This window comes from Propionicimonas sp. (genome assembly GCF_034927565.1).
Lineage (GTDB): Bacteria > Actinomycetota > Actinomycetes > Propionibacteriales > Propionibacteriaceae > Propionicimonas.
This window is the reverse complement of record NZ_JAYFPT010000026.1, coordinates 15,203-40,064: the sequence shown is the minus strand read 5'-3', so window position 1 is coordinate 40,064 and position 24,862 is coordinate 15,203. Positions and strand designations below refer to the sequence as shown.

Genomic DNA, 24,862 nt, shown 5'->3' with positions numbered 1-24,862 from the left:
AAACCCCGGAGACCCGGCCCGTGCCGAGGTCCCGGACGCGCATGCCGCCGCTCTAGATCTAGACCGGATCGAGCACGATCGGCACCTTTGCCCACCCGCTCACCGGTGGCAGTTCGCGCACCGGCCCACGCTCCGGCGACATCGCGATCCGCGTGGTCCTGGCCAGCAGTTCCCAGATGATCACGCGCAACTCCATCAGGGTCAGTGCCCGACCCGGACACCGATGGGGGCCGATGCCGAAGACGAGGCTGGCATCGGCATGCTGCGCGGGGTCGAAGGCGTCCGGGTCACCGAAGGCTGCCGGGTCGCGGTTGGCCGCCGTCCAGTTGAGCGCGACCCGGGTACCGGCCGGGATCGGTTCACCACCGACCACCGTGTCGCGCGTGGTCACCCGGCGATTGGAGACGAAGGGATCGTCGATCCGCAGGATCTCCTCCATCGCATCCTCGAAATCTTCTGTCCGGTTGGCCGCGACCAGCTGCCTCAGGTGCGCCTGGAGCGCGACATCGGTGGCCAGGTGGTGCACGATCACCCCGACCGACGCGGCGAGCGAGCCCAGGTCGCCTGCCGTCCAGTTGCGCAGGATCGACACGATCTCGGCATGCTCCAACCGGCGGCCGTCAACCCGATCGGCCATCAAGCGGGAGGTGGCGTCGTCCACCCCGCCGTCCCGGCGCGCGTCCAGCAACCGGCTGATGATCAGGTCGAAGCGCTCGGCAACCTCGGCGGTCCGGCGGCGGTCGCCCGAGCGGGTCGCCTCACGGTTGTCGGCCATCCAGTCCACCAGTTCGTCCTCGATCGCCGCCGGCCAGCCCAACCAGCTGCTCTGCACCCGCACGGCGTAGGGGGTGCCGATGTCCAGGACGGTGCGGACGGTCGCCCCGCGCGGCAGCCCACGGACGATCGCGGCAGCGTGGGAGCGGCACTGGGGCTCCTGGGCGCGTACCTCGTCGTCAGTCAGATAGGCGTCAATCAGACGGCGGTAGACCCGGTGCTCCTCACCGTCCAGGCTGTTGGGCAGCGCACGGTGGGCGGAGACCGCGCTGGAAAAGGTCGCCGGGTCCAGCGCGGCGGCGCGGACATCGCCATGGGCCAGCAGCGTCACCGTCCCGTCCGGCTCATGGAAGACCGGACAGGTCTGGCGCTGGGCGTCCAGCATCACCCGCAGATCCGGTCGCGTCCCTGCCTCGGAATGGGGGTCGGCCTCTACCGCACCGAAAAGGTCCGTCATGTCACGAGAATACGACCCGTCTCCCGGCCCGAACGGGACGGCCGAACCGGGACAAATCCAGCCGGTGACAGGCAGTTATCGCGTTAGCATCGCTAGAGTTGCTTGCCTGGCATCCCTAGCGATGCTAACGTGGTGGACATCAGGCAGGGGATACGAAGGAGGTGCCTGAGATGTACACAGCACGACGAGCGATTCGAGGCATCGTCTGGCTCCTCAGCGCGGGGCTGGCCGGTGACCATCGACCCCACCGCGACCTCACGGTGCTGGCCGTCCTCGGTCCACAGCCTCGCTGAACCTGACCGGTCCCTGATTCCCCGGTAGTCTGCGGTCTGTGTTGACGACATCGCAGGCCGCCGAGATTGCCGGCCTGCCCACCGAGCAGTTCCGTTCGTCGATGTCCAAGGAACGCAAGAACGGTAAGGAATTCCACGCGCCCAAGGACCAGTGGCCCGACAAGCGCACGCCCATGTGGGACGAGGACAAGGTCCGCGACTGGGCCAAGAAGCGCAAGAAGCGCAAGAAGCGCAAGAAGGAAGAAGGCCACCACCACTAGCGGGATCAGTCGCCAGCGCCGCCATGCCCGGAATCTCGTCGAGCGCGTGAGAAGGTCGGAGCGGCCTCGCGCTACACCGTCCTGCCACTGGACGCGGTCACCGGCATCGTCACCGACGTCCCCGCGAGCGATCCGGTCTCGCGCGAACTCACCGCGGCCGGTGCCATCCTCGTCCACGCCGCCGGGCGAGCGCACTGACCGGGGTCGCCGTCACCGGTCGGTTGGTGCCTGCCCGCTGGCGGACGGCAGCAGGCAGACGTCCCCCTCGCACACCGCGCCCCCGCCGCCGATCAGGGTGAGGCCCGGCGCGGCCGGCGCGGCCTGACCAGCTGTCGGGCTCCCGGCCAGGGTTCCCGCCCCACCAGCAGCCTCGGCCTGCGGTGCCTCCGGCCGGACGGACGGCGCGGTCATGCCGCGGCCTTCTCGTCGGCCACCTGCTGCAGCACCTGCGCGAAGGTGGCGGTCTCCTGCGCCCCGGAGACCCCGTACTTCCCCTCGAAGACGTAGAACGGCACCCCGTTGATCCCGTAGGCACGGGCCTGCGCCACGTCCGCCTTCACTGCGTCGGCGTACTGCCCGGACTCCAGCGCCTGCAGCACGTCCGCCCGGTCGAAGCCGAGGCTGGCAGCGAGATCGGCCAAGTCGTCCAGCCTGCCGACGTGCCCGCCATCGATGAAGTAGGCCTTCAGCAGCGCCTCTTTCATCGCGGCCTGCCGGCCGTGCGCCTTGGCGTAGTGCAGCAGTTCATGGGCCTTGACCGTGTTGGTCTGGTGCATGGTGTCGTAGTCGTAGTCGAGGCCAACAGCGGCAGCAATCTGCGTCACGCGGCCGATCATCTGCTCGACCTGTTCGGTCGGCAACCCCTTGCGCTCGGCCAGGTACTGCACAGGCGTCCCGTCGTAGTCGACCGGAGTGTCTGGCGACAACTCGAAGGAGTGGTACTCCACCTCCACCTCGCCGTCGAAGCCGGCCACGGCGGCCTCGAACTTCCGCTTGCCGATGTAGCACCAGGGGCACTGCACGTCCGACCAGATATCGACCTTCACCGGTTCGCTCATGCAGTACTCAAGGCGGGAGCCGGGCCGGGTATTCCGCCCGGGCCGGGACCTGCGGCACCGCCGCGGCGGCCTCCCAGACCACCGTGCAACGCCGGTTCGACGGCACCGTCCGGTCGGACGGCACCGTCCCGGTCGAATCAGGCGGCCTCAGACCCGCGCACCCAGCCACCCGGCCTGCTTCACCCAGTGCAGCTGACCGCCACCCTCGTGGTCGTTGTAGGAGTACTCGACGATCTCCGACGGTGCACCAGCCCAGTGGTGGTAGGCAGCGAACACGGTGGACGGCGGGCAGGTGAGGTCGAGGTGGCCCACCGAGAACAGCGCCGGCGCGGTCGCACGCCTGGCGAAGTTCACCCCGTCGAAGTAGGACAGGGTCTGGAACACGCCCTGCTCCGCACCACGGTGCACCGCCAGGTAGCGGACGATCTCGTTGTACGGGTCGCGGTCGGTGAGCCCGACCGCCCGCTCGTAGTGGCACAGGAAGGGCACGTCGGGCATGGCTGCCACCAGCCCGCCGACCAGGCCGGCCACGGCGATGGTGATCCCGCCGCCCTGGCTCCCCCCGGTCACCGCCACCTTCTCCGGATCCACCTGCGGCAGACCGCGCATCACCTCGACGGCCGCGACGGCGTCGGTGAACACCCGGCGGTAGTAGTAGGTCTCCGGGCTCTCGATCCCGCGGGTCATGAACCCGGGGGCGGACGGCGCAGCTCCCACCGGGTCGGGGGTGTCGCCCCCGCTCCCCCACACACTGCCCTGACCGCGGGTGTCCATCAGCAGGTAGGCGTAGCCGGCATTCACCCAGGCCAGCCGCTCGTGCGGCAGCCCCCGGCCGCCGCCGTAGCCGACGTACTCGACCACCCCGGCAAGCGGCGTCGAGACGTCCTTGGGCAGCAGCAGCCAGGCCTTGATCGGATGCCCCTCGAAGCCGGCAAAGGTCACGTCGTAGACGTCCACCAGGCTGAGCCCCGCAGCCACCGGGGTCAGGACGGGATCGGCCGCCGGGCGGTGTTCGGCCAGGGTCATCGCCCAGAACTCGTCGAAGTCGGCGGGTTCGGCCACCTCGGGCCGGTAGTTGCGCAGTTCGGCAGGCGAGAGATCGAAACGGGGCATCGGTGTCCTTTCAACGCGCCACAACGTAGCGCGCCGGCAGCCTCCGAATCACCGGATGGACGCAAGAACCGACAGCCGGCGCTGGCCCAAATGCCGCCGGGGCAGGATGCCGCCGGGGCAGGGCGCGGTGCCGCGTCCCGCCACCTGGACGGGGGTGAAAGGGGGACGGTTCCGCCTCCCCGGTGGGCCACGGGACGGTTCCGCGGCCCGCAACCCGGATGGAGCGGCGGCTGGTTGCCTAGCCGGGCACGGTTTCGGTGCACCGCGGAGGCCACCGCACCGGGCGGCCGACCCGGCTTCATCCGGCGTCGCCGGCTGCTGAGGGTCACCACCCCCGAGATGGACCAGTGAAACAGTGAGCCCCGGCGGCCTACTATCTCGGTGACGGAACTTGCCTACACCCCCAGAACAGACATGTCTCATCGTCCCGCTGTTGCCTTCGCCCCGCGGTCCGCCGCGGCACCCTTCCTGCTGGGCGTCGGGCTGGACGGCCCGCGCTGCGGGACCGAGACCCTGCCCACGCTGCTGGCGGCCATCGAGGCGTCCCGCGACCCCGCCGGCGAGCCCGCGCAGGTCGTCCTGCTGGTTCGCAGCGGCCCTGGCGGACGTCCGCTGGCGCGGGCCCGCGAGGTCCGCTCGCTCGCCCGGCACCATGCGATCGCGATCGTCGCCCTGGACCTGCCGACGACGGCGGTGGCAGCAGTCCACAACGCCACGGTGGCGGTGGCGGCCGGCGTCCACCCCGACCTGGTGCCCGTCCTGATCGAACGGATCGCCGCCAAGACCCGGACGGTGGCCGTCCTGGACTCCGTCGCCCGGCTCACCAGCCCCGCGCCGACGCTGACCCAGCACGTTCGCAGCTGGTTCCCCGGCAGTTGCTTCCTGGCCGGCCCCGGGCAGACCGTGGTCTCGGGACGGTCGGCACTGCTGGCCTGGCAGGCGGCCATGATGGCCGCCGCCGGAGCTGTCGCCGAACCGGTCTGGGACAACCGGGACGGGCCGGCGCCGTACACCAGCTCGCTGCCGGAACGCGCCCGGCAGCTGGACCCCACCGAAGCCCCGGCCGACGACCGGTGGGGGGCGAGGCGCGTGCTGGAAGTGACCTGGCTGGCCGAGGATCCCGTCCGGATCGCCTGCCGGCTGGACGACGCGTCCTGGACGGCCTGCCGCAACTGCGGCCGGCGAACCATCCAGCCGGTCTGCCCGTTCTGCTCGGTGGTGACCCCGGTCGTCACCGAACCCGACGCCGCCGAACCCGGACCAGCCGCCGAGCTGGAAACCGCCACGGTATCGAAAGCCGCTGCATCGAAAGCCGCTGCATCAAGAGTCACTGCATCAAAAGCCACTGCATCGAAAGAGGGAGTCGTCGCATGAACCCGCGTCAGCGCCGAGGCGTGCTGCTGATGGTGATCGCGGTGGTCGGAGCCCTCGCGGTCTTCGCCTCGGTGCTCAGCTACGTGGCCAGCGTGAACGCGAACGTGGGGAACCAGGTGTCGGTGGTCACGCTCTCCGTCGATGTGAAGGCCTACCAGCCGGTCGACGCCGGCATGCTGACCCTCACCCGGGTGCCGGAGAAGTGGCTCTCCCCGTCGGCGGTGCGCGACCCGGGGGAAGTGGTCGGGCTGGTGCCGGTGGCCGATCTTGTCGCTGGCAGCTACGCCGACCGGTCGATGTTCACCACCCGTCCCGGGATCGCGAAGGGCTACCGGGAGACCGCGATCCTGGTGGACGCCGAGACCGGCGTCGGCGGCAAGATCCGCACCGGTGACCGGGTGGACATCATCGCCACCTTCGCCGCGGCCGACCAGACCCGGCCGCCGGTGGCGTCCTATGTGGTGCAGAACGCGATCGTGATCGAGGTTGGCGTCGTCCAGGACGTCGAACGCGCGAACTCCGGTGGCGGCTTCTCCGAAGGCCAGGCGATCCCGGTGACCTTCGCGCTGCCGATCGCCGACTCGCTGCGGCTGGCCAGCGCGGAGAGCTTCGCGGTCAAGGTGCGGCTGGCACTGCGGGCCCGCAACGACGAGTCCGCGATCCCGTCCGGGCAGACGGTCTACGAGGAGGGTCACCGCTGATGGCGATGTCAGTGGCGCTGGTCAGCGCCAGCCGCGAGATCCGGTCGTCGTTCGCGACGGTGATCGCCGAGGCCCCCGAGGTCACCCTGGCAGGCATCGCCGGGACCATGCCGGACCTGCGCACCCTGGTCCAGGAGACCCCCGAACTCGACGTGATCGTCGTGGACGCGGGCCTGGCCGACACCCCCGCGCTGGAGGTCGTCCACGAACTCGGCCTGAGCGCACCGCTGATCGCCACCTTGGTGATCGGGGGCCAGGGTGTCACCCTCGCCGCGGTGGTCGCCTCCGGCGCCCGCGGCATGCTCACGCTCCCGCTGTCACTGCAGGAGGTGCAGGCCCAACTCGACACCGCCGTCGCCTGGAGCCGGTCGCTGCGCCAGCACCTGACCGGCGAACTGACCGCCGGTGGACGGGGACGGATTCTCGCCCTGGCCGGCGCCAAGGGCGGGGTCGGGGTCTCCGTGCTGGCGGCCCTGCTGGCCACCCGGGCAGCGGGTGAGGGCCAGACCGTCTGCCTGGTCGACCTCGACCTGCGGGCCGGCGACCTGGCCTTCCTGTGCGGGGTGAGCCCGCGGCGCAGCGTGGCCGACCTGGCCGGCCTGGCCGGCGACCTCACCATCCGCGGCATCCGCGAGGTGGTGGTCGACGTCCCCGCCGGCTTCGCGCTGCTGGCAGCACCGGACCGGGTGGAGCAGTCGGAGGAGGTGACCGCCCAGGCGGTGCGCCAGATCCTGCACGAGCTGCGCCGGAACTTCTCCCTGGTGGTGGTCGACACCGGTTCGGTGCTGGACGACCCGCGCGCGGTCGCGCTGGAAGTCGCCGACGAGGTGCTGCTGGTGGCCAACTGTGAGCTGATCAGCATCCGCGCGGCGCGTCGCTCGCTGGAGGCCTGGGAACGGCTCGGCGTCCGCACCACCGACCGGGCCCGGCTGGTGGTCAACCAGTCATCGAAGCAGCGGGAGATCCAGCCCGACCTGGTCGCCCGGCTGGTGAAGCTCCCGCTGCTGACCGCGGTGGCGTCCGCGCCGGCGGAATTCGAGGGGCCGGTCAACACCGGCACGCTCACCGGCGAGCGTCCGGCCACCGGGATGCAGGCGGCCGGCGCCATCCTGGCCGGTTGCGGCACCGACGCCCCTGCCCTCCGGCAGGCCACCTCCGCCGGTCGTGGCCCGGCCAGCCGCCGGAAGCGGTCCCGGGCCGGCTCCCGGGTGCTGGTGGAGGAGAGCGGAAGTTCGGCGGTGGAACTGCCGGTGTTCGTCCTGCTGTTCATGATCACCTTCTTCATCTGCATCCAGGGCCTGGTCCTCGGGCTGGGCTACATCGTCGCCGGGAACGCCGCCAACGAGGCCGCCCGCGAGGCCAGCGTGGGCCGGTCGCTGGCCGAGATCGACCAGGTCAGCCAGCACGCGATGCTCGGCCTGGAGTTCAGCGCGAACACCCGGGTGGACGCCGGCGCCCGCGTCGTGACCGTCGATGTCGGCGTCCCCAAGGTCTTCGGCTGGCTGCCGGACGGATTGCAGGCCGCGTCCGCCCGGGCCGCCTATCTCCCCGAGGACGACTCATGAGGCGCCGCGACGAACGTGGCTCGATCCTGATCGAGACCGTGGTGGCGATCCCCGCCCTGGTCTTCGCCACCGTGGTGATCGTGCAGGGGCTGGTCTTCGCCTCCGGCCTGGGGGCGGTGGACGTCGCCGCCAAGGACGCCGCGCGAGCGGCCGCCGACAGCTGTTCGGCGGTGTCGCCGTGGGACGCCGCCCAGCGGGCCCTGCCCGACTTCGCCGTCCTGCGCGCGGTGGAGACCCCCTCCAGCGGCGACGACGTCCTGGCCCGCGTCCACGCCGGGATGCGCTTCAGAGTCGGCAGCCTGAGCCTGGCCGAGTTCGAGGTGGTGCGTGACGCCGAGATGCCGAGGATGGCGTCATGCCGCTGAGGGACCGGCTCGCCCAGGCCCAGGCCGCACCGGACGGGGACAACACCGACCTGGTCGGCGCCTACCTGACCCGGCTGGTCGACGAACTCGACCGCGAGGAGTTGCGCGACCTGAGCGACTCCCAGCGTCGGGTGCGGCTGGAGCGCCGGCTGGGCGACCTGCTCAGCGTCGAAGGCCCGGTGATGACCCACCGGGAGCGCGGCGCCTTCATCAAACGGGTGGTCGACGAGGCCCTCGGACTGGGTGTCCTGGAACCGCTGCTGGCCGACCCGGCAGTCACCGAGATCATGGTCAATGGCCCGCACACCGTCTACGTCGAGCGGCGCGGTGTCCTGGAGCGCAGCCCGGTCGCCTTCTCCTCCGACGCCCAGCTGATGCAGACCATCGACCGGATCGTCTCGCGCGCCAACCGCCGGGTGGACGAGTCCAGCCCGATGGTGGACGTCCGGCTGGAGTCCGGCGAGCGGGTGAACGTGATCATCCCGCCGCTGGCCGTGGACGGTGCGATCGTCACCATCCGGCGCTTTCCCCGGTCGTTCACGCTGAGCGAGCTGGTGGAGCGCGGCAGCCTGTCGGCCGAGGCCGTGCTGCTGCTGAACGCCTGCGTGCGGGCCGAGCTCAACATCCTGGTCTCCGGCGGCACCGGCACCGGCAAGACCACCCTGCTCAATGCGCTGTCGGCGATGATTCCGGCGGACGAGCGGATCATCACCGTCGAGGACGTGGCCGAGCTCTCACTGCAGCAGCCGCACGTGGTGCGGCTGGAGGCGCGGCCGGCGAACGTCGAGGGGCGCGGCGAGATCTCGATTCGCGACCTGGTCCGCAACAGCCTGCGGATGCGCCCGGACCGGATCGTGGTCGGCGAGGTCCGTGGCGGTGAGACCCTGGACATGCTGCAGGCGATGAACACCGGCCATGCCGGTTCGCTGGCCACCGTCCACGCCAACTCGGCCACCGACGCCCTGATGCGGCTGGAGACGCTGGCCTCGATGAGCGAGCTGGAGCTCCCGGTCGACGTGCTGCGGGACCAGATCAACAGCGCGATCGACATCGTCGTGCAGCTGAACCGGTTCCCGGACGGCAGCCGCAAGGTGGTGGAGATCGCCGCGCTCACCTCCACCCGGCGCGAGGCCTACACCACCTGGCCGTTCCTGGAGTTCGTCAACGACCCACTGGTCCGCGCCCAGCCGGTCACCGGCCAGTTCGTCCCCGCCCCGCTCCCCACCGAGCTGGTGACCCGCCTGGAGGCCGCCGGGGAGAGCGTCCCCGCGGTCTTCGTCACCGGAGGCCAGCGATGGCACCCCTGATCGTCCTCGGGTTCACCGCGGTGGTACTGGTGCTCGGCCTGGTCGCCTTCGCGGCACTGTACGGCGCGTTCAGCCGCAACCAGGAGATCGTGCTCGCCTCCACCGGCGACCGGCATCAGGGCCTGGCCGCCCGGGCGCGGCGCCGGGCCAACCAGGCGGTCCGTGCCACCGCCGCCGGACGCCGGCTCGACCTCCGGCTCGCCGGTGCCAGCCTCAGCCTCGGCCCGGCCGACTTCCTCACCCTGGTGGTGGCCGGTGCCCTGCTGGTCGGCCTGGTCAGCCAGCCCCTGGTCGGCTACGTCGGAGCGATCGTGCTGATGATCGGGGTCGGCGTCCTTGCCGAACGCTGGCTGGAACACCAGCAGCGCAAACGCGCCGAGCGCTTCGTGGCGCAACTGCCGGAGCTGGCACGGGTGCTCGGCAATGCCGCGGGCGCCGGGCTGGCGCTGCGCAGCGGGATCGACCTCGTCGTCCGTGAACTGGAGGCACCGGCCTCGGAGGAGTTCGCCGAGGTGGCCCGCCGGCTCGGCCTGGGCACCCCGCTGGAGGATGCCCTGCGGGACCTCGCCCAGCGGCTGCCGTCGCCCGAGTTGTCGGTCCTGGTGAAGACGATCGTGGTGCAGAGCCGCGCCGGTGGCGCGCTGATCTCGGCGCTGAGCAGCATCGCGGAGACCCTGGAGGAGCGGCGCGAACTGAACCGGGAGTTGAAGACCGCCGTGACCGGGGCGGTGTTCGTCGGCTGGCTGGTGGTCCTCATCGCCCTGGGCTCGGTGCTGATGATGAACCTGATCATGCCCGGTGCGCTCGACAAGCTGATCCAGACCCTGCCCGGCCAGATCGTCCTGGTGGTCTCCGGAGCGCTCTTCGTCCTGGGCCACCTGCTGATCCGCCGGATCACCCGGATCGAGGGCGCATCGTGATCCCCCTCGTCCTGGCCGTGGCCTCCGCCACCCTCTTCCTGCTGGCCATCGCCGGCTGGCGGATGAGCCGTTCCACCGGGCTGGAAGAGGTGGAGGACCAGCTCGCCCTGCCGGCTCGCGGTGCCGCCGCGCCCGCCCGTCCCGGACCGCTGGTACGGGCCAGCGACTTCCTCGGGGTTCGGTTCCAGCGCAACCTGCTGGCGCTGTACGGGCCCCGGCGACTGGCCGAACTCGACCGCCGGCTCGACCGGGCGGGCCGGCCGGAGGGACTGTCCGCGCGTGGCTTCGTCCAGCGCCAGGCAGGGATGATCGCGATCGGCGGATTCGCCGGTGGCATCCTGCTGCTGTCCGGCCAGCCGCTGATCGCTGCGCTGATGGTGGCGGGTTTCGCACTGATGCTGCCGTTGTGGCTGCGCGGGGTGGCCAACCGGCGCCAGGCGGTCATCTCCCGCGAACTCCCCGACTTCCTCGACGTGCTGGCGGTCACGGTCTCGGCGGGGCTGTCGCTGCAGAGCGCGATGGAGCGGGTGGTGGAGGCCGACGACCGCCCGCTGAGCACCGAGATCCGGCGGGTGCTGGAGGACCTGCGGCTGGGCGTCCCCCGCCGGGCCGCGCTCACCGCGCTGCGCACCCGCAACGACAGCCCGGCGATCGGCTCCTGGGTGACCGCGATGCTGCACGCCGAGGAACTCGGCTCCCCGCTGGCCGGAGCGCTGGGCGATATCGCCTCGGACATCCGGCGTGAGGCCTCCCAGCAGGCCCGCCGGGACGCTGCCAAGACCTCGCCCAAGGTGAGCCTGATCGTCACCCTGGTGATCCTGCCGGGCGCGCTGCTGCTGATCATGGCCTCGCTGCTGCTGGCGAACTCCGACATCCTGGGTGTGCTGGGATGACCGCCGAGCACGTCCGGGAGATCGCCACCGCCGTCAAGGTGCTGTGCGACATCCGGCTGCTCTGCGTCCTGCTGATGCTGATTGCGCTACCCCAGATGGCGATCACCGGCTTCACCGTTGCCGCGCTGCTGGCGACGCTCCCGCTGTCCTGGCTGCTGCTGCGGCACTGGGAGCCGTTGGGCGCACGGCTGATCCAGGCCTGGGCGCTGCCCGCGGTGGAGTCGGCGGTGGCGATCCTGCTGTTCGTCTCCTACGGCGACTCCGGGATCGGGGCGGCCTACCTGGCGGCCACCCTCGCGCTGTTGTCCTGCGGCGGTGGGGTGCGCCCGATGGTGATCTCGCTGGGTTCTTTCGCCGCGGTGGTCGGCCTGGTGATCGCCGGACAGGTGCCCGTCCTGGGCGGCGCCGGGGCGATCGGCTCGTTCTGGGTGCTCAGCGTGGTGGTGATGCTGGGCAGCTGTGGCGTGGCCGGCCTCTACCTGCGGCGGATGCTGTTCGCCCGGGTCGAACTGGTCGAACAACGCCGGTTCGCCGAACTGGCCGAGGCCTCCAGCCAGGAGCGGTTGCGGCTCGCCCAGGACCTGCACGACGGGATGAGCAAGACCCTCCACGGCGCTCACCTGCTGGCCGAGTCGCTGACCCGGCAACTGGCCGGCGAGGGCCTTCCCCAGGTGATCCGCGCCCGCGAACTCACCCATGCCCTGGACACCGCTCGCCGGGAGTCGCGCGAGCTGCTGCTGGAGTTGCGGGAGGTGCCGCCGGGCGACCTGGTGGCTCCCTGCCGGGAGCAGGTCCGGCAGTGGTCGGCCGCGCACCCCCAGATCGCGCTCACCCAGCACTACCCGGACGAGCCGGTGGTGGTCGGCGTCGCGGTGCAGCACGAGGTGGTGCGCACCCTGGGCGAACTGCTGGAGAACGTCCGGCGGCACAGCGGGAGCTCGACGGCGGAGGTCCGGCTGGAGCACCACGACCGGGCAGCCCGGCTGTGGGTCCGCGACCAGGGTGTCGGTCTCGGCGAGCTGGACCTGCCACAGCTGCAGCGCGCCGGGCATTTCGGGCTGGTGGGGGTGCATGAGCGGATGGAGCGGATCGGCGGCTCCTGCCGGGTGGAGTCGGGACCGGACGGGACCACCGTCGAGGTCAGCTGCCCGCTGGCCGCCGCGACGAGACCGGGGAGCAGGACATGAAGGTGCTGGTGGTGGACGACAACCCGATCGTCCGGCTGGGGCTGCGCGCGATGCTGACCGACCTGCCCGAGGTGACCGAGGTGGTCGAGGCGGCCGACGGACGCCAGGCGCTCGCCGCGGCCACCGGGGCCCGGTTCGACCTGATCTTCCTCGACGTCCGGATGCCGGTGCTGGACGGTCTGGGCACGCTGCGGGAACTTGGCGACACCCCGGTGGTGATGCTCACCAGCTCCGAGGAGCCCGAGACCATTCGCCAGGCGCTCGCCCTGGGGGCCCGGGGCTATCTGGTGCACGGCGAGTTCGGCGAGGCCGAGGTGGCGGCTGCGCTGCGCACCTGCAGCGCGGGCGGGATCGTGCTCTCCCCGCCGGCCGCCGTGGCGCTGGCCGAGACCGGCGCCCGGCCCGGCCCCGAGACCGGCGCCGGGCGGTTCGGGCTGACCGCCCGGGAGGGCGAACTGATGGACGCCCTGGCCGAGGGCCTGAGCAACGCCCAGATCGCCGGGCGGCTCTACCTGTCGGAGAAGACGGTCAAGAACCATCTCAACCGGATCTATCCCAAGCTGGCCGTGACCAGCCGCGCCGAGGCGATCGTGGTCTGGCTCCAGAGATGAGAGTGGGTCCTGCGATGCACCGAATTTGGGCCCCCAGGTGGGTCTTTGGTCTCTGGGACGGCGCGCCGCCCCTGCCTAGCGTTGTTCCTGTCACAGCGACCCCCACCGGGGACGGCCAGGAAGGGAAACACCATGAGCACCGCACTCCAGCTGTACGTCAAGGCGATCACCGCGATCACGACCCGGGCCCGCGAGGAGCGCGGCCAGGGCACCGTCGAGTACGTGGGCATCATCTTCATCGTGGCGGCGATCGTCCTCGCGGTCGCGGCAGCCGCGACCGGGTTCGCCGCGGACATCATGAATGCGATCGGCGACGCCATCAAGGGCGCGATCGCCAAGGCGTCCGGGTCGTAGGCCTCCGCCCGGCAGGCGCGGTGCGGTCCACCCCACCGGGCGGGCCGCACCGGCGTCCAGGCCAGGTCACGAACCAGCGGAGTTCCGGAAGGGGAAGCAGATGAGGCGGCTGGCAGTGGTGATGATCGCGCTGGCGCTCGCCGGGTGCACCCCGTCCGGCCAGCAGCCATCACCCACCCCCTCACCCTCCGCGTCCGGGCAGAGCTCGCCCGGCGCGGGGGGCCCTGCCACGCCGCCGGAGTCCCCGGCGTCCGCCAGCCCGACGATGTCGCTGCCACCCCTCGGCGAGCGCTACTCGCTGCCGGCCACCGCCACCCCCGCATCCTGGGGCGAACCACTGGGCTCGCTGGTGGGCAAGGCCCCGTCCGCCTCGAACAAACGGTCCCGCGAGGGCTGGCGGGTGGACCTGATGGGGGTCTACCGGCTGGACGGCGAGCGGGCGCTGGTCGAGATCCGGCTCAATGCCGACCAGGCCAGGGGCCAGCACGGGCTGGGCGTCTGGACTGCCCCGGGCAGCAGCCAGAACTTCCACGCCAACGACCCCGCCAACGGCGGCTACGCGGCCCTGTTCGACGAGTTCTCGGACGTGAAGCTGACCGTCGACGGGGACGACAACACCTACCTGCCGGTGCGGACGACGACCAACCACTGTCTGTGCACCATGTCGAACGACCTGTACCGCGGGCTCGGCGACCTCCCGGTCTACGTGGTGATGACCATCCCCGAGGGCGCTCAGGCGGTCACCCTCACCCTGGACGACGTCGGCGCGTTCACCGACATCCCGCTCGCCCCCGCCCCGCCGCAGCGGACGGTCACCCCGCTCACCGGCGGCTACCAGCTCCGGCTGGTCGATGCCACCCTCGCCTCGGCCGGCACGGTCCGGGTGCGGTTCGCCGTCGAGCGCGCACTGGCCCAGGACGGCGTCCGGGACCGCAGCATCCACAAGCTGGAGGGGTTCAGTCCCTGGAAGGTGAAGATCGGCAACTACTACGTCTTCCGGAACCTGCTGTCGCTGTCCGACACCGGTGTCGAGGGCGGCTGGCCGGGGGTCGACCAGGACTGGAACTGCCTGTCGTGCACCGAGTTGAAGAACGTCTATGACGTGGGCTCGGCGATCGACGGCGAGATCGACCTGCCCGATCCGGGCACCGGTGGGCTGTTCATCGCCCCGACCGCGGGCTGGATGCTGAGCGCTGCCGGCATCACCGGCACCCGGGCCCGGGCCACCACCGGCCTGGTCGAGTACCAGACCCGGTTCTCCTCCCCCGGCGCCGTGGTCAGCGGCGGCGAGGTGGTCGAGCTGGACACCTCGGTGCTGTTCGCCACCAACTCCGACAAGCTCACCGCCAAGGCGAACCAGGTGCTGGACAAGGCCGCCGACGTGCTGCGCGACCAGGACGGCCGCACCGTCGCGGTGGTCGGCCACACCGATTCCACCGGCACCGCCTCCTACAACCTCGACCTGTCCAAGCGCCGGGCGAGGTCAGTGCGCGACGCCCTGGCCAGCCGGCTCGGCAGTGGCTGGACCTTCACCACGCAGGGCCGTGGCGAATCCGACCCCAAGATCAAGGAGACAGGGCTGTCGGGCGCCGACCTGAAGCAGGCCCGGGCGCTGAACCGGCGGGTGGAGGTGACGGTGAAATGAGCCGCGACCAGCGCGCCGGCGAACGCGGGATGGCCTCCACCGTCCTGATCATCGCCATTCCGGCCCTGGTCGCCGTCGCGCTGCTGTTCGTCACCATGCTCAGCGACGGCCTGTCCCGGCGCACCCGCACCAGCACGGCGGCCGACGCGGCCTCGCTGGCCGCCGCCGAACAGTGGCGCAGCTATGTCGACGACGTGCTGAGCGGCGCGGACGGGCTCGCCCCCGACCGGACCCTCGACCGGCTCCAGCCCCTGCTCACCGCCGACGCTGCCACCCTCGATGCGTCGCGCATCCAGCGCCGCGCCCGCGACCTGGCCGGCGCCAACGACGCCACGCTGCTGAGTCTCAGCACCCGCCTGACCGGCCGGGGAGTCGAGTTCTCGGTCCGCACCCGCAGCCTGCGCCCCGCCAACGACACGGCGATCCGGCTGGAGTCCTCCGCCACCGCCGTGGTCGAGGTCTCCGGCGGGGTGTGCTTCCGCGGCAGCCGGCTCGGGCTGCTGCTGGGCAGTAGCTGCACGGGCTGGGACGACATCGAGGAATACCTGAACCCGCCGCCGCCCCCCGCACCGCCCGAGGACGAGGACGAGGACGATGCCGCAGAACCCACCCCCACTCCAACCCCCACCCCACGGCTCTCCTTCAGCCGGTTCCGCACCGATGTTCGACTGGTGGCCTGAGATCATGACCGACACCCACGTACTGGCCCGGACACCGGCGCCCGGCCCCGCCATCAGCCACGCCACACCGGCCCTCCACGCCACTCCAGCCTCCCCGGTCCCCACCAGCCGTCGCCGGGGTCGCCTGGCGTCCGACCGCGGCCAGGCGACCGTCGGCTACCTCGGGATCACCGCCGCGGTGACGGTGGTCGTGATCGGCGTCGGGGCGGCGGCCGTCTCGTTCGTCCCGGGCGTGGGACAGCTGCTCGGCTGCCAGGCCGCCCGCGCGGTCGACCTCGTCAGCGGTTCGGCAGTCCGGGTCTGCGAGGTCCCCTCGTCCAGCTCCGACGGCGCCACCACCGGCGGGTTCACTGCCACCGTGGTGTCCGACCCGGTGGACTCCGGCACCGACGAGCTGACCATCGAAGTCGACGCCCCACCCGGTACCACCTGGTCGGTGTCCTCCGACACCCCCTGGGCAGCCATCCCGCCGCCGGACAGCTCGGGCACCGACTCCGATGTGGTGCGGGTGACCGTCCACGCCAATCCCGGCGAGGCCCGCGACGGCACCATCACCCTGACCGCCGACGATGGCACCACGATCACGATCCCGTTCACCCAGCCGGGCGGCCAGCAGAACTACGTCGCCCTGGGCGACTCCTACTCGGCCGGGCCGGGTGTGCTCTTCGAGGGGAAGATCCTCGGCATCGAGGGCTTCGCCTGGGGCAGCGACGGCGGCTTCGACGAGTCCGAGCGCCGGCAGCGTGACTGGTGGCTGGACGCCTGGAACGAGGACGACTGCTTCCGCGGCAAGACCGCCTGGCCGCGGCTGCTCGGCAACGGCTACGAATCCTCCAGTGGCACCCCCAACCTGTCGATGGGCACCGCAGACTTCGCCGCCTGCAGCGGGGCCACCGTGGACGGCTCCGGCGGCTCTCCCAGCGTGCTGACCCAGATCGAGGACAACGCCGACCGCCTCGCGAACGCCGACATCGTGACGGTGACCGTCGGGGGCAACGACATCGACTTCGCCCCGATCGTCCAGAGTTGCGTCATCGGGAGTGCCGCGGACTGCGAGACCGCTCTGTCCGACGGGAACGATGCGATCAACAACGGCCTGGCGGACAAGCTGAAGCAGACCTACCAGGCCGCGCTCGATGCCTCCCCGAACGCGACGATCTACGTGATCGGCTATCCGCCGGTGGTGGAGGCCGACGATGACGCCGGCGGCCTGTTGAAGATCGACCAGGGCAATGTCGGCGATGCCGCCCGGCTGATCCTGAATCTGAACCAGACCACCAACCAGGCGGTCACCGACTTCATCGCCGAGAACCCGCAGTACGGCTCCCGGCTGGTGTACGTCGACCCGTCCCGGTTCGACTCGCCGTTCAACGGCCACAGCGTCTACGACGACGATCCGTACATCAACGGGATCAACCTGACCACCACCGGCATCGCACCCGGCGGCGACTGGGTGGATCTGGTCCCTGTGTACCATCCCAATGGTGACGGGAACCAGGCCTACGCCGACTACATCGCTCAGTTCCTGCTGGGGTACAAGTGACGGGGGCACAGGTGAACAGAGAACCGATGCGGGCATGGATCCGGCGATCCACCGGGGGGCTGACAGCGGCCCTCGGCCTGGTGCTGCTGGCCAGCTGCACGCCGTCGCCGTCCACCCCGACAGTCGAGCCGACGCCGCCCGTCACGACCGCCGGCCCGACCACCTCTCCCGACCTCCGCACCGCACCCTGGGCACGGCCGATCTCCACCGGAGTGGAGATGTGGACCACCAGCAAGGACGGCTGGACGGTCACCGCCTATGACATGGGACGCGGCGAGGCCAGCCAGGATTCGTCCGTCGGCGAGGCCACGACCAACCAGCCCCTGGTCCGCAAAGGCGACCCGCTCGCCTTCGTGAACCTGGTCGCCACCAACACCAGCGACGAGGTCCGCTACATCAGCATCGACGAACCCGACCTGTGGGCGACGCCCGCCGCGAAGCTGGTCAAACAGGGCGTGGTCGGGGTGGCGCCGGCCACCGACCAGCAGGCCCGCGACCACGGCATCTGGTACCACAACTACAGCGACGAGACCCGCGAGCACTACCCGTTCCCGCTCCAGCCGGGCGAGTCCTGCGCGCTCGGCGCCGTGCTGCCGCTCAGCTTCGGTACTGACTACCTCTTCGTCCCCCGGCTCGCCGCCCACGCCGACGCCGAGACCATGCTGACCACCACGGTCGAGTTCGACCAGCAGACCTACACCTTCGAATCCTGACGTCGAGTCCTGAACCGGACGGGAGGCGGCGTGACCGAACGGATCGCCGGACCGGGGCCGTTCCTGCTGCTGCGCGACGGCCGGCCGGTGGGACCGCTGCTGGTGGCCGACAGTGCCAGGACGCGGGCCCGGGGGCTGCTGGGCACTACCGGGGTGGAGGGTGCGCTGTGGCTGGAACCCTGCGCCAGCGTGCACATGATGGGGATGCGCTACCCGCTCGACGCCGCCACCCTGTCCGCCGACGGCACCGTGCTCGAGGTCCGCACGTTGCGGCCGTGGCTGGGGCTGACCCGGCCGTTGCGGGGGGCCCGGATCACGGTTGAGGCGTCGGCCGGTTTCATGGCCGCGCACGGCATCGCGCCGGGCTGCCGGCTGGCCGTCGGCTCGCCCGCGGACCAGCAGTGACCAGCGAGTTGCCCGTTCTGCTGCTGGCGATCGCCGGTGGCGGGCTGGTCGCCGGACTGGCCGCCGCCTGGTGGCTGCGCGGCCACCGCTACCGGCTGGACGAGGAGCGAGAGCTGCCGCGCCGCCGGCACTGGTGGATCGCCGTGCTGGCACCACTGCTGGTGGTGGTGGCCGGCTTCGGACTGTCCGCCCGCTGGCCGGTCGGCGTCGCCGTGGGCCCGCTGGTCTTCGTCTGCGCCTGGCTGCTGGCCGCCGGCATCGACGCCGACGTCGGCCGGCTGCCGAACCTGCTCACCCTTCCGCTGGCCGCGGCGGCGCTGGTCTGGGCCACCGTCGCGGGCTTCGCGGTCGGTGAGCCCGGCCGGGCGGTGCGCGCGGCACTGGCCGGCCTGGCGCTGGCAGCCGGCTACCTGTCCCTGCTGGTGGTCTCGCGGCTGCTCCCGCCGCACCGGGAGGCGATGGGCCTGGGCGACGCGAAGCTCGCGCTCAGCCTGGGCGCCGTCCTGGGCTGGTTCGGCTGGACGCCCTGGCTGGCCGGCCTGGTGCTGACCTTCGGCATCGGCGCGGTCTGGGCGCTCGTCCTGCTGGTCACCGGGCGGGCCGGACGCAAGGACGCCTTCAGCTTCGGCCCGTCCCTGGTGATCGGGACCGCGCTGGCGCTGTTCATCGCCTGACCAGCCGGCCCGGGTGACGGCTCCGTCCGAACCCGGCGCCTCCTCGGCCCGGCACCGGGCGGGAATGGATTCCGGGCCGCACCCGTTGCGTCTATGCACGCACGCAACTCAGGAGTGGCAATGCAGTTCGGGGTCTTCTCGGTGAGCGACATCACCCGCGATCCGGTCACCGGTCAGACACCGAGTGAGGCCGAGCGGATCAACGCGGTCGTCACCATCGCACAACACGCCGAGGAGGTGGGGCTGGACGTGTTCGCGATCGGCGAGCATCACAACCCGCCCTTCTTCTCCTCTGCCCCGACCACCCTGCTGGCCTACATCGCAGCCCGGACCGAGCGGCTGATCCTGTCCACCGCCACCACGCTGATCACCACCAACGACCCGGTGCGGATCGCCGAGGAGTACGCCATGCTGCAGCACCTCAGCAAGGGCCGGATGGACCTGATGCTCGGCCGCGGCAACACCGCCCCGGTCTACCCGTGGTTCGGCAAGGACATCCGTCAGGGGCTGCCACTCGCCCTGGAGAACTACAACCTGTTGCACCGGCTGTGGCGCGAGGACGTGGTCGACGCCGAGGGCAGGTTCCGCACCCCGCTGCAGGGCTTCACCGCCACCCCCCGGCCGCTGGACGACGTCCCGCCGTTCGTCTGGCACGGCTCGATCCGCACCCCGGAGATCGCCGAACAGGCTGCCTTCTACGGCGACGGCTTCTTCGCCAACCACATCTTCTGGCCCACGGAGCACTCCAGCAAGCTGATCGACTTCTACCGGCAGCGCTTCGCCCACTACGGCCACGGCACCGCGAAGCAGGCCATCGTCGGGCTGGGCGGGCAGGCCTACATCGCGCGCCGGTCGCAGGACGCCAAGAAGGAGTTCCGGCCGTACTTCGCCGAGGCGCCGGTCTACGGCCACGGCCCGTCGCTGGAGGAGTACACCGAGCTCACGCCGCTGACCGTCGGTTCGCCGCAGGAGGTGATCGAGAAGACGCTGACCTTCCGGGAGTACGTCGGCGACTACCAGCGGCAGCTCTTCCTGATCGACCATGCCGGGATGCCGCTGCCGATGGTGCTGAACCAGCTCGACCTGCTGGGCGAGGTGGTGTCCGAGCTCCGCAGCCAGGTCGCCGAACGCCGGGATCCGCAGGCCCCCGAGGCTCCGACCCACACCAGTCTGGTGCGGGCGCGGTACGGCGACGGCCCGGCGCGCGCCCCTCGTCCGAACGCCAACCGGGGCGACAACGTCACCGGTTCGTCGCCGTACCAGGACAGCGACGACTCGGTCCGGGCGAGCTACCCTGCTCTGTGACCCAGCATCGACCGGACCACAGATGACCGAACAGCCCTCGCCCTTCCAGCTCGCCGTCGTGAGCGGCGGCACCTCCGACCCGTCCTCGACCAGGCTGCTCGCCGACCGGGTCGCCGGCCGGGTGGTCGACATCGCCCGGCAGCGGGGACGGGCGGCGACGGTCGAGGTGATCGACCTGCGCGACCTGGCGTCCGAGATCACCACCGCGATGGTCTCCCAGCTGCTCGGCCCCCGGCTCAGCCAGGCCGTCGAGCTGCTCGGCCGGGCGGACGGGATCATCGCCAGCACCCCGGTCTACAAGGCCGGGCCGAGCGGGCTGTTCACGTCCTTCTTCCACGTCCTCGACAACGACCTGCTGATCGCCAAGCCGGTGGTGCTGGCGGCCACCGCCGGGACGTCCCGGCATGCGCTGGTGATCGATCAGCAGATGCGCTCGCTGTTCGCCTACCTGCGGACGCTGACCGTCCCCACCTCGCTGTTCGCCGCCAGCGAGGACTGGAGCGACAGCTCCCTGAACAGGCGGATCGACCGAGCAGCCTTCGAGCTGGTGCTGCTGATGGAATCCGGCTTCGCCACCCGGGTGCGCGAGGCTTCCTGGGACAGCTACCAGCACGACGCCGGCACCAGCGGCGAGCTGTCGATCAATCTCGACTCCGACCTGATGCGGCTGGCCGCCGGCGGCTCGCTGCCCCGCTCCACCACCCCGTGAGGCCGATTCGGTGATCCGGGTGGCCTGGGGCTGCGCGGCGAACTAGGGTTTCGAGCATGGAGCTGCCGGAGGACTACCTCGACGCACTGGCCGATGAACTCGCGCCCTTCGGGTTCGACTTCAACACCGTCCAGGACGAAGCCGAGGGCGGTAGGGCCGTGCTGTTCGAGACCGACGCGGAGTCGTTCGCGCGACGCTATCCGTGGACGGACATCGACGCCTCCTACGGGCAGGAGTGGCCACCGCCGTGCCTCGACCTGTGGATCAAGATCGACGACCACGGCGATCTGACCGAGATCACCTTCGAGATCTACGACATCCTGCTGTGGGCCGCGGCCGAGAACCCCGCGCTCGCCGGACGGCTGGCGACCCTGGACGATCCGGAGGACCAGGCAGCCGCGGTCGGGCAGGCCCTCGCCCTGCTGCTGCGCCCACCGCACCACGAGGACGCCGACAGCCTGGCCTGAACCGGGCAGCGGCCTGCCGGCGAGGGGTCAGCCGGCGAGGGGTCAGCCGGTCAGCCGCCGTCCCCCAGCTTGTGGTCGCGGACGTAGGCGTCCATGGCGTCCCCCACCAGCGCCTCGCCGAGTTCGGCCATCGCCTGGTCGTCGGCCAGATCGACCTGAGCGCCCTTCCGGGAGCCGGAGCCGGCGATCGGTGCCTGGAAGGTGACGATGTCGTCGGAGTCCACCAGGCGCAGGCTGCTGGCGAACTGCCAGAGCGCGGCGTCGGTCAGCCCGGCGTCCACCGTCAGGCATCGGCCGACCTCGCTGGTGATCGTGGCCAGCGTTGACGGATGGGTGAGCACCGCGGGCGTGGCCAGCCTGGTGGCCATCGCCTTCAGAACGGTGCGCTGCCGCTCGGCGCGATCCCGGCTGCCGTCGGGCAGGCCGTCGCACTGGCCGACGTAGGCCAGCAGGGCGTCACCGTCGAGGTGGAGTTCCCCCTTCGGGAAGGCGAAGCCCGCGCTGCCGGACTCGACCCGGTTGTCGATGTCGACGCCGTCGACGGTGTCGGCCAGGGCGTAGAACCGGTCGAAGTCGACCAGCGCGGCGTGTTCGACCTGGAAGCCGAGCAGACCCTCCAGGGTCTGCACTGAGAGCGCCGGGCCGCCGAGTTCCATCGCGGCGTTGACCGTGGCCTCGCCGTGGCCGGGTATGTCCACGTACAACTCGGGCGGGACGGAGATCAGGTAGAGCCGGTCGCGCGCGGCGCTCAGATGGGCGATCAGCAGTTCGTCGCTGGGACACTCGTCCTGCTCGCCGGAGCCGGCGGCCATGATCACGAAGTCGATCGGCCGGCCCGGACCGTCGGCCGGCGGCGACTGCCCGGCCTCGCGTTCGGGGAGCAGGGAGGCGTCCCGCTGGATCCCCGACAGCAGGGTGTGCGCTCGTCCGAGCAGGAAGCTGGTCGCCCCGAGCAGCAGGGCGAGGAAGCCGATCAGCAGGATCAACCAGACCGTCCGGCCCCGGGAAGGGGTCGGCTGCGCGCGCCCCTCACCGTGCCAGAACTGGTCGGCAGGACCTCCTGGGGATGTCACCGCTGCGTCACCCCCGCGGCCGCCCGGACGCGGCCGCGTGCTGCGTGCTGGTGATCGGCCACGACCGCGTCAGTCGACCTGGTCGGTCCCCGCGGCCCAGGCCTGGGCGGTGGAGGCGTTGGACGCCTGCCAGCAGCGCCACAGCACATACCCGGCGCCCGCGACGGCCGTCACCACGGTCAGGAACTTCTTCACGCCCAGCAGCTTAGGAGCCGCCTCCAACCGCCACCGGCGTTCCGCCCGACTCTGGGGAGCGGGCTCTCGACCTCGCCCGTACGCTTGGGGACGATGGACGTCCGCGAGTTGCTGTTCCCAGCTGGTGCCACCAAGCACGACTGGGCGCTGGACGCCGCCCTGGCGACCGGGCTGGCGCTGCTCACCGTCCCGCCGTACTGGGGGTCGGGGCCGCACGGCACCCAGGTGATGCTCAGCTCGCTGCTGATGGTGCTGCCGATGGTGTTGCGGCGGCACTCGCCGCTGCTGACCCTCGCGCTGATCTCGGTGGGCGCCCTGCTGCAACTCGTCTACGCCAGCCTGCCGCTGCCCTCGCTGGTGGTGATCCCGATCGTCGCCTACTCGGTCGCCCGCTGGGTGCCCGGGCATGTCGCTCGGGTCGTGCTGGTGGTCGGGGCGGTCGGCGCCGTCCTGGGGCCGGCCCGGTGGGTGATCGGCGACCTCTCCCGGACCAGCCTCAACCAGGTGGTGTGGTTCGTCCTGGCCTGGTTCGTCTGCATCGGCCTGGTGGTCACGCCGTACGCGATCGGACGCCGGGTCCGCGAGGAGTTCACCGCCCACGCCCATCTGGTGGCCACGGCGGAGGAGCGCTACCGCTCGCTGATCACCGAACGCGAGCAGCAGGCCCGGCTGGCCGAGTCCCGCGCCCGCAACCAGATCGCCCGCGAGCTGCACGACATCGTCGCCCACTCGCTGTCGGTGATCATCGTCCAGGCCGAGGGCGGCCGGGCGATGGCCGCCAAGAAGCCCGAGGCGGCGATCGCCGCCCTCGACACCATCGCCGAGACCGGACGCGAATCGCTCACCGAGATGCGCCGGATCCTCGGCGTGCTGCGGGCCGACCCCGGCCAGAGTGAGGCCGATTTCGCCCCGGCGCCCCGGCTGACCGACATCCCCGACCTGGTCGCGCGCACCTCCGACCGGTTCCAGCTCAGCGTGAACGGCCAGCCGCCCCGGGTCAGCGCCGCGATGGAGCTGACCGTCTACCGGGTGGTGCAGGAGGCGCTCACCAATGTGCTCAAGCACGCCGGGCCCGCCGCGCTGGCCTGGGTGACCCTCACCTACGCGCCCACCGAGATCATCGTCGACGTGCTCGACAACGGCGTCCCCGACGCCACCCAGACCGCCCAGCCCGGCCACGGCCTGCGTGGCATGAACGAGCGGGTCACCTCGATGGGTGGACGGATGGTCGCCCGTCCCCGTCCCAGCGGCGGCTTCCAGCTCACCGTGGTGCTGCCGCTGGTGCCCTACCGTCCCGCCTCGACCCACTGAAGGGAACGCCGATGCCCCAACCGATCCGGGTCTTCCTGGCCGACGACCAGGCGCTGGTGCGCAGTGGCCTGGCGATGATGATCGAGGCCGAGGACGACCTCGAGGTGGTCGGGGAGGCGTCGGACGGCGCCGAGACCCTGGCACGGCTACCCGCCAGCCGCGCCGATGTGGTGCTGATGGACATCAGGATGCCGGTGATGGACGGGGTGGAGGCCACCCGCCGGATCGCCGAGAGTGGGCTGGACACCCGCGTCCTGGTGCTGACCACCTTCGATCTGGACGAGTACGTGTTCAGCGCGCTGAAGGCCGGCGCGAGTGGCTTCATGCTGAAGGACGCCCGGCCTGCCGACCTGCTGAACGCGATCCGGACGGTGGCGGCCGGCGAGGCGGTGATGGCCCCGTCCGCCACCCGGCGGTTGCTCGACCATGTGATCCCCACGCTGCCGACCAACCCGGACGGCAACGACGCCCGGCTCGACGTGCTGACCGACCGAGAGCGCGAGGTGTTGATCGAGGTCGCCCAGGGTGCCACCAACGCCGAGATCGGCTCGCGGCTCTACATGGCCGAGGGCACCGTCAAGACCCACATCGGCCGACTGCTGTCCAAGCTCGGCGCCCGCGACCGGGTCGGCCTGGTTCTGATCGCCTACGAGACCGGCCTGGTGCGCCGCTGACCCGGGCCCAGCCCCCGCTGCGGGCCCGGCCGTGCGGCGTCCGCACAAACCGGGTGATTCCGGTAGGTCGCGTGGATTATCCACGCGCCTGGCCTCTACTGCCCGGTTTCTGCTGGGCAGAGGGTGGGCTGTTGTTCACCCGCATCGCCGACGAGGTGGGGGACGAACGCCCCTGCAATTCCACCATATAGCGGCAGGGGGGTCTTGCCGCAAGGCCCCCCTGAAGGCGCAGAATC

The 24,862-nt window shown here is 71.3% G+C and carries 28 protein-coding genes; 22 read left to right on the top strand and 6 right to left on the bottom strand.

Going from position 1 to position 24,862, the window contains the following annotated elements:
* Positions 1–58: 58 nt before the first annotated feature.
* Positions 59–1,231, bottom strand: a complete 1,173-nt coding sequence (locus VB080_RS06015; protein WP_323417532.1) for a cytochrome P450 — start codon at positions 1,229–1,231, stop codon at positions 59–61.
* Between the two features lie 331 nt (positions 1,232–1,562).
* Between VB080_RS06015 and VB080_RS06010 the strand changes: the two genes are divergently transcribed.
* On the top strand, positions 1,563–1,784 hold the full coding sequence (locus VB080_RS06010; RefSeq protein WP_323417531.1) for a hypothetical protein: 222 nt from the start codon (positions 1,563–1,565) through the stop codon (positions 1,782–1,784).
* A gap of 210 nt (positions 1,785–1,994) precedes the next feature.
* On the opposite strand, the gene VB080_RS06005 is transcribed toward VB080_RS06010, so the two are convergent.
* From VB080_RS06005 to VB080_RS05995, 3 genes are all read right to left on the bottom strand, one after another.
* Positions 1,995–2,195, bottom strand: a complete 201-nt coding sequence (locus VB080_RS06005) for a hypothetical protein (RefSeq protein WP_323417530.1) — start codon at positions 2,193–2,195, stop codon at positions 1,995–1,997.
* Positions 2,192–2,842 carry a DsbA family oxidoreductase gene (locus VB080_RS06000; RefSeq protein WP_323417529.1) on the bottom strand — a complete coding sequence of 217 codons (651 nt, stop codon included), beginning with the start codon at positions 2,840–2,842 and terminating at the stop codon, positions 2,192–2,194. Before VB080_RS06000 ends, VB080_RS06005 begins: the two co-directional genes overlap by 4 nt.
* Positions 2,843–2,989: 147 nt before the next feature.
* Complete coding sequence (locus VB080_RS05995; RefSeq protein WP_323417528.1) at positions 2,990–3,955, bottom strand: acetylxylan esterase; 966 nt, start codon at positions 3,953–3,955, stop codon at positions 2,990–2,992.
* Between the two features lie 381 nt (positions 3,956–4,336).
* Between VB080_RS05995 and VB080_RS05990 the strand changes: the two genes are divergently transcribed.
* The 19 genes from VB080_RS05990 (at position 4,337) to VB080_RS05900 (ending at position 21,373) form a co-directional block, all read left to right on the top strand.
* Positions 4,337–5,329 carry a hypothetical protein gene (locus tag VB080_RS05990; protein WP_323417527.1) on the top strand — a complete coding sequence of 331 codons (993 nt, stop codon included), beginning with the start codon at positions 4,337–4,339 and terminating at the stop codon, positions 5,327–5,329.
* On the top strand, positions 5,326–6,030 hold the full coding sequence (gene cpaB / locus VB080_RS05985) for a Flp pilus assembly protein CpaB (protein WP_323417526.1): 705 nt from the start codon (positions 5,326–5,328) through the stop codon (positions 6,028–6,030). The genes VB080_RS05990 and cpaB overlap by 4 nt, the downstream gene beginning before the upstream one ends.
* Entirely contained in the window at positions 6,030–7,595 is a 1,566-nt protein-coding gene (locus VB080_RS05980) for an AAA family ATPase (protein WP_323417525.1), read from the top strand. Before cpaB ends, VB080_RS05980 begins: the two co-directional genes overlap by 1 nt.
* Complete coding sequence (locus VB080_RS05975) at positions 7,592–7,960, top strand: hypothetical protein (RefSeq protein WP_323417524.1); 369 nt, start codon at positions 7,592–7,594, stop codon at positions 7,958–7,960. Before VB080_RS05980 ends, VB080_RS05975 begins: the two co-directional genes overlap by 4 nt.
* Complete coding sequence (locus VB080_RS05970) at positions 7,951–9,267, top strand: CpaF family protein (protein ID WP_323417523.1); 1,317 nt, start codon at positions 7,951–7,953, stop codon at positions 9,265–9,267. The genes VB080_RS05975 and VB080_RS05970 overlap by 10 nt, the downstream gene beginning before the upstream one ends.
* Positions 9,255–10,187: a type II secretion system F family protein gene (locus tag VB080_RS05965; protein ID WP_323417522.1), complete on the top strand. Its 933-nt coding sequence runs from the start codon at positions 9,255–9,257 to the stop codon at positions 10,185–10,187. The genes VB080_RS05970 and VB080_RS05965 overlap by 13 nt, the downstream gene beginning before the upstream one ends.
* A complete protein-coding gene (locus VB080_RS05960) occupies positions 10,184–11,080 on the top strand; it encodes a type II secretion system F family protein (RefSeq protein ID WP_323417521.1) in 897 nt (298 codons plus the stop codon). Before VB080_RS05965 ends, VB080_RS05960 begins: the two co-directional genes overlap by 4 nt.
* A complete protein-coding gene (locus VB080_RS05955) occupies positions 11,077–12,267 on the top strand; it encodes a sensor histidine kinase (protein ID WP_323417520.1) in 1,191 nt (396 codons plus the stop codon). The genes VB080_RS05960 and VB080_RS05955 overlap by 4 nt, the downstream gene beginning before the upstream one ends.
* Positions 12,264–12,878, top strand: a complete 615-nt coding sequence (locus VB080_RS05950; protein ID WP_323417519.1) for a response regulator transcription factor — start codon at positions 12,264–12,266, stop codon at positions 12,876–12,878. Before VB080_RS05955 ends, VB080_RS05950 begins: the two co-directional genes overlap by 4 nt.
* A gap of 132 nt (positions 12,879–13,010) precedes the next feature.
* Positions 13,011–13,232, top strand: coding sequence for a hypothetical protein (locus VB080_RS05945; protein WP_323417518.1), 222 nt, complete (start codon positions 13,011–13,013; stop codon positions 13,230–13,232).
* A 100-nt stretch (positions 13,233–13,332) separates the two neighbouring features.
* On the top strand, positions 13,333–14,877 hold the full coding sequence (locus VB080_RS05940; RefSeq protein ID WP_323417517.1) for an OmpA family protein: 1,545 nt from the start codon (positions 13,333–13,335) through the stop codon (positions 14,875–14,877).
* On the top strand, positions 14,874–15,557 hold the full coding sequence (locus VB080_RS05935; RefSeq protein WP_323417516.1) for a pilus assembly protein TadG-related protein: 684 nt from the start codon (positions 14,874–14,876) through the stop codon (positions 15,555–15,557). The genes VB080_RS05940 and VB080_RS05935 overlap by 4 nt, the downstream gene beginning before the upstream one ends.
* Before the next feature lie 4 nt (positions 15,558–15,561).
* Positions 15,562–17,100, top strand: coding sequence for an SGNH/GDSL hydrolase family protein (locus VB080_RS05930; RefSeq protein WP_323417515.1), 1,539 nt, complete (start codon positions 15,562–15,564; stop codon positions 17,098–17,100).
* A gap of 26 nt (positions 17,101–17,126) precedes the next feature.
* A complete protein-coding gene (locus VB080_RS05925; RefSeq protein ID WP_323417514.1) occupies positions 17,127–17,813 on the top strand; it encodes a hypothetical protein in 687 nt (228 codons plus the stop codon).
* A 30-nt stretch (positions 17,814–17,843) separates the two neighbouring features.
* A complete protein-coding gene (locus tag VB080_RS05920) occupies positions 17,844–18,218 on the top strand; it encodes a DUF192 domain-containing protein (protein ID WP_323417513.1) in 375 nt (124 codons plus the stop codon).
* Positions 18,215–18,892, top strand: coding sequence for an A24 family peptidase (locus VB080_RS05915; RefSeq protein WP_323417512.1), 678 nt, complete (start codon positions 18,215–18,217; stop codon positions 18,890–18,892). The genes VB080_RS05920 and VB080_RS05915 overlap by 4 nt, the downstream gene beginning before the upstream one ends.
* Before the next feature lie 120 nt (positions 18,893–19,012).
* Complete coding sequence (locus VB080_RS05910) at positions 19,013–20,197, top strand: LLM class flavin-dependent oxidoreductase (protein ID WP_323417511.1); 1,185 nt, start codon at positions 19,013–19,015, stop codon at positions 20,195–20,197.
* A gap of 22 nt (positions 20,198–20,219) precedes the next feature.
* Positions 20,220–20,906, top strand: a complete 687-nt coding sequence (locus tag VB080_RS05905) for a CE1759 family FMN reductase (RefSeq protein ID WP_323417510.1) — start codon at positions 20,220–20,222, stop codon at positions 20,904–20,906.
* A gap of 56 nt (positions 20,907–20,962) precedes the next feature.
* On the top strand, positions 20,963–21,373 hold the full coding sequence (locus VB080_RS05900; protein WP_323417509.1) for a hypothetical protein: 411 nt from the start codon (positions 20,963–20,965) through the stop codon (positions 21,371–21,373).
* Between the two features lie 50 nt (positions 21,374–21,423).
* Here the strand turns inward: VB080_RS05900 and VB080_RS05895 are convergent, their stop codons facing one another.
* Positions 21,424–22,446: an LCP family protein gene (locus VB080_RS05895; protein ID WP_323417508.1), complete on the bottom strand. Its 1,023-nt coding sequence runs from the start codon at positions 22,444–22,446 to the stop codon at positions 21,424–21,426.
* A 69-nt stretch (positions 22,447–22,515) separates the two neighbouring features.
* Positions 22,516–22,641, bottom strand: coding sequence for a DLW-39 family protein (locus VB080_RS05890; RefSeq protein WP_323417507.1), 126 nt, complete (start codon positions 22,639–22,641; stop codon positions 22,516–22,518).
* 93 nt (positions 22,642–22,734) lie between these two features.
* Between VB080_RS05890 and VB080_RS05885 the strand changes: the two genes are divergently transcribed.
* Both VB080_RS05885 and VB080_RS05880 read left to right on the top strand, forming a co-directional pair.
* The gene (locus VB080_RS05885; protein WP_323417506.1) at positions 22,735–23,952 is read left to right on the top strand and encodes a sensor histidine kinase; all 1,218 of its coding nucleotides are present in this window, start codon (positions 22,735–22,737) and stop codon (positions 23,950–23,952) included.
* Between the two features lie 11 nt (positions 23,953–23,963).
* Positions 23,964–24,626 carry a response regulator transcription factor gene (locus VB080_RS05880; protein WP_323417505.1) on the top strand — a complete coding sequence of 221 codons (663 nt, stop codon included), beginning with the start codon at positions 23,964–23,966 and terminating at the stop codon, positions 24,624–24,626.
* The last annotated feature ends 236 nt before the right edge of the window (positions 24,627–24,862 follow it).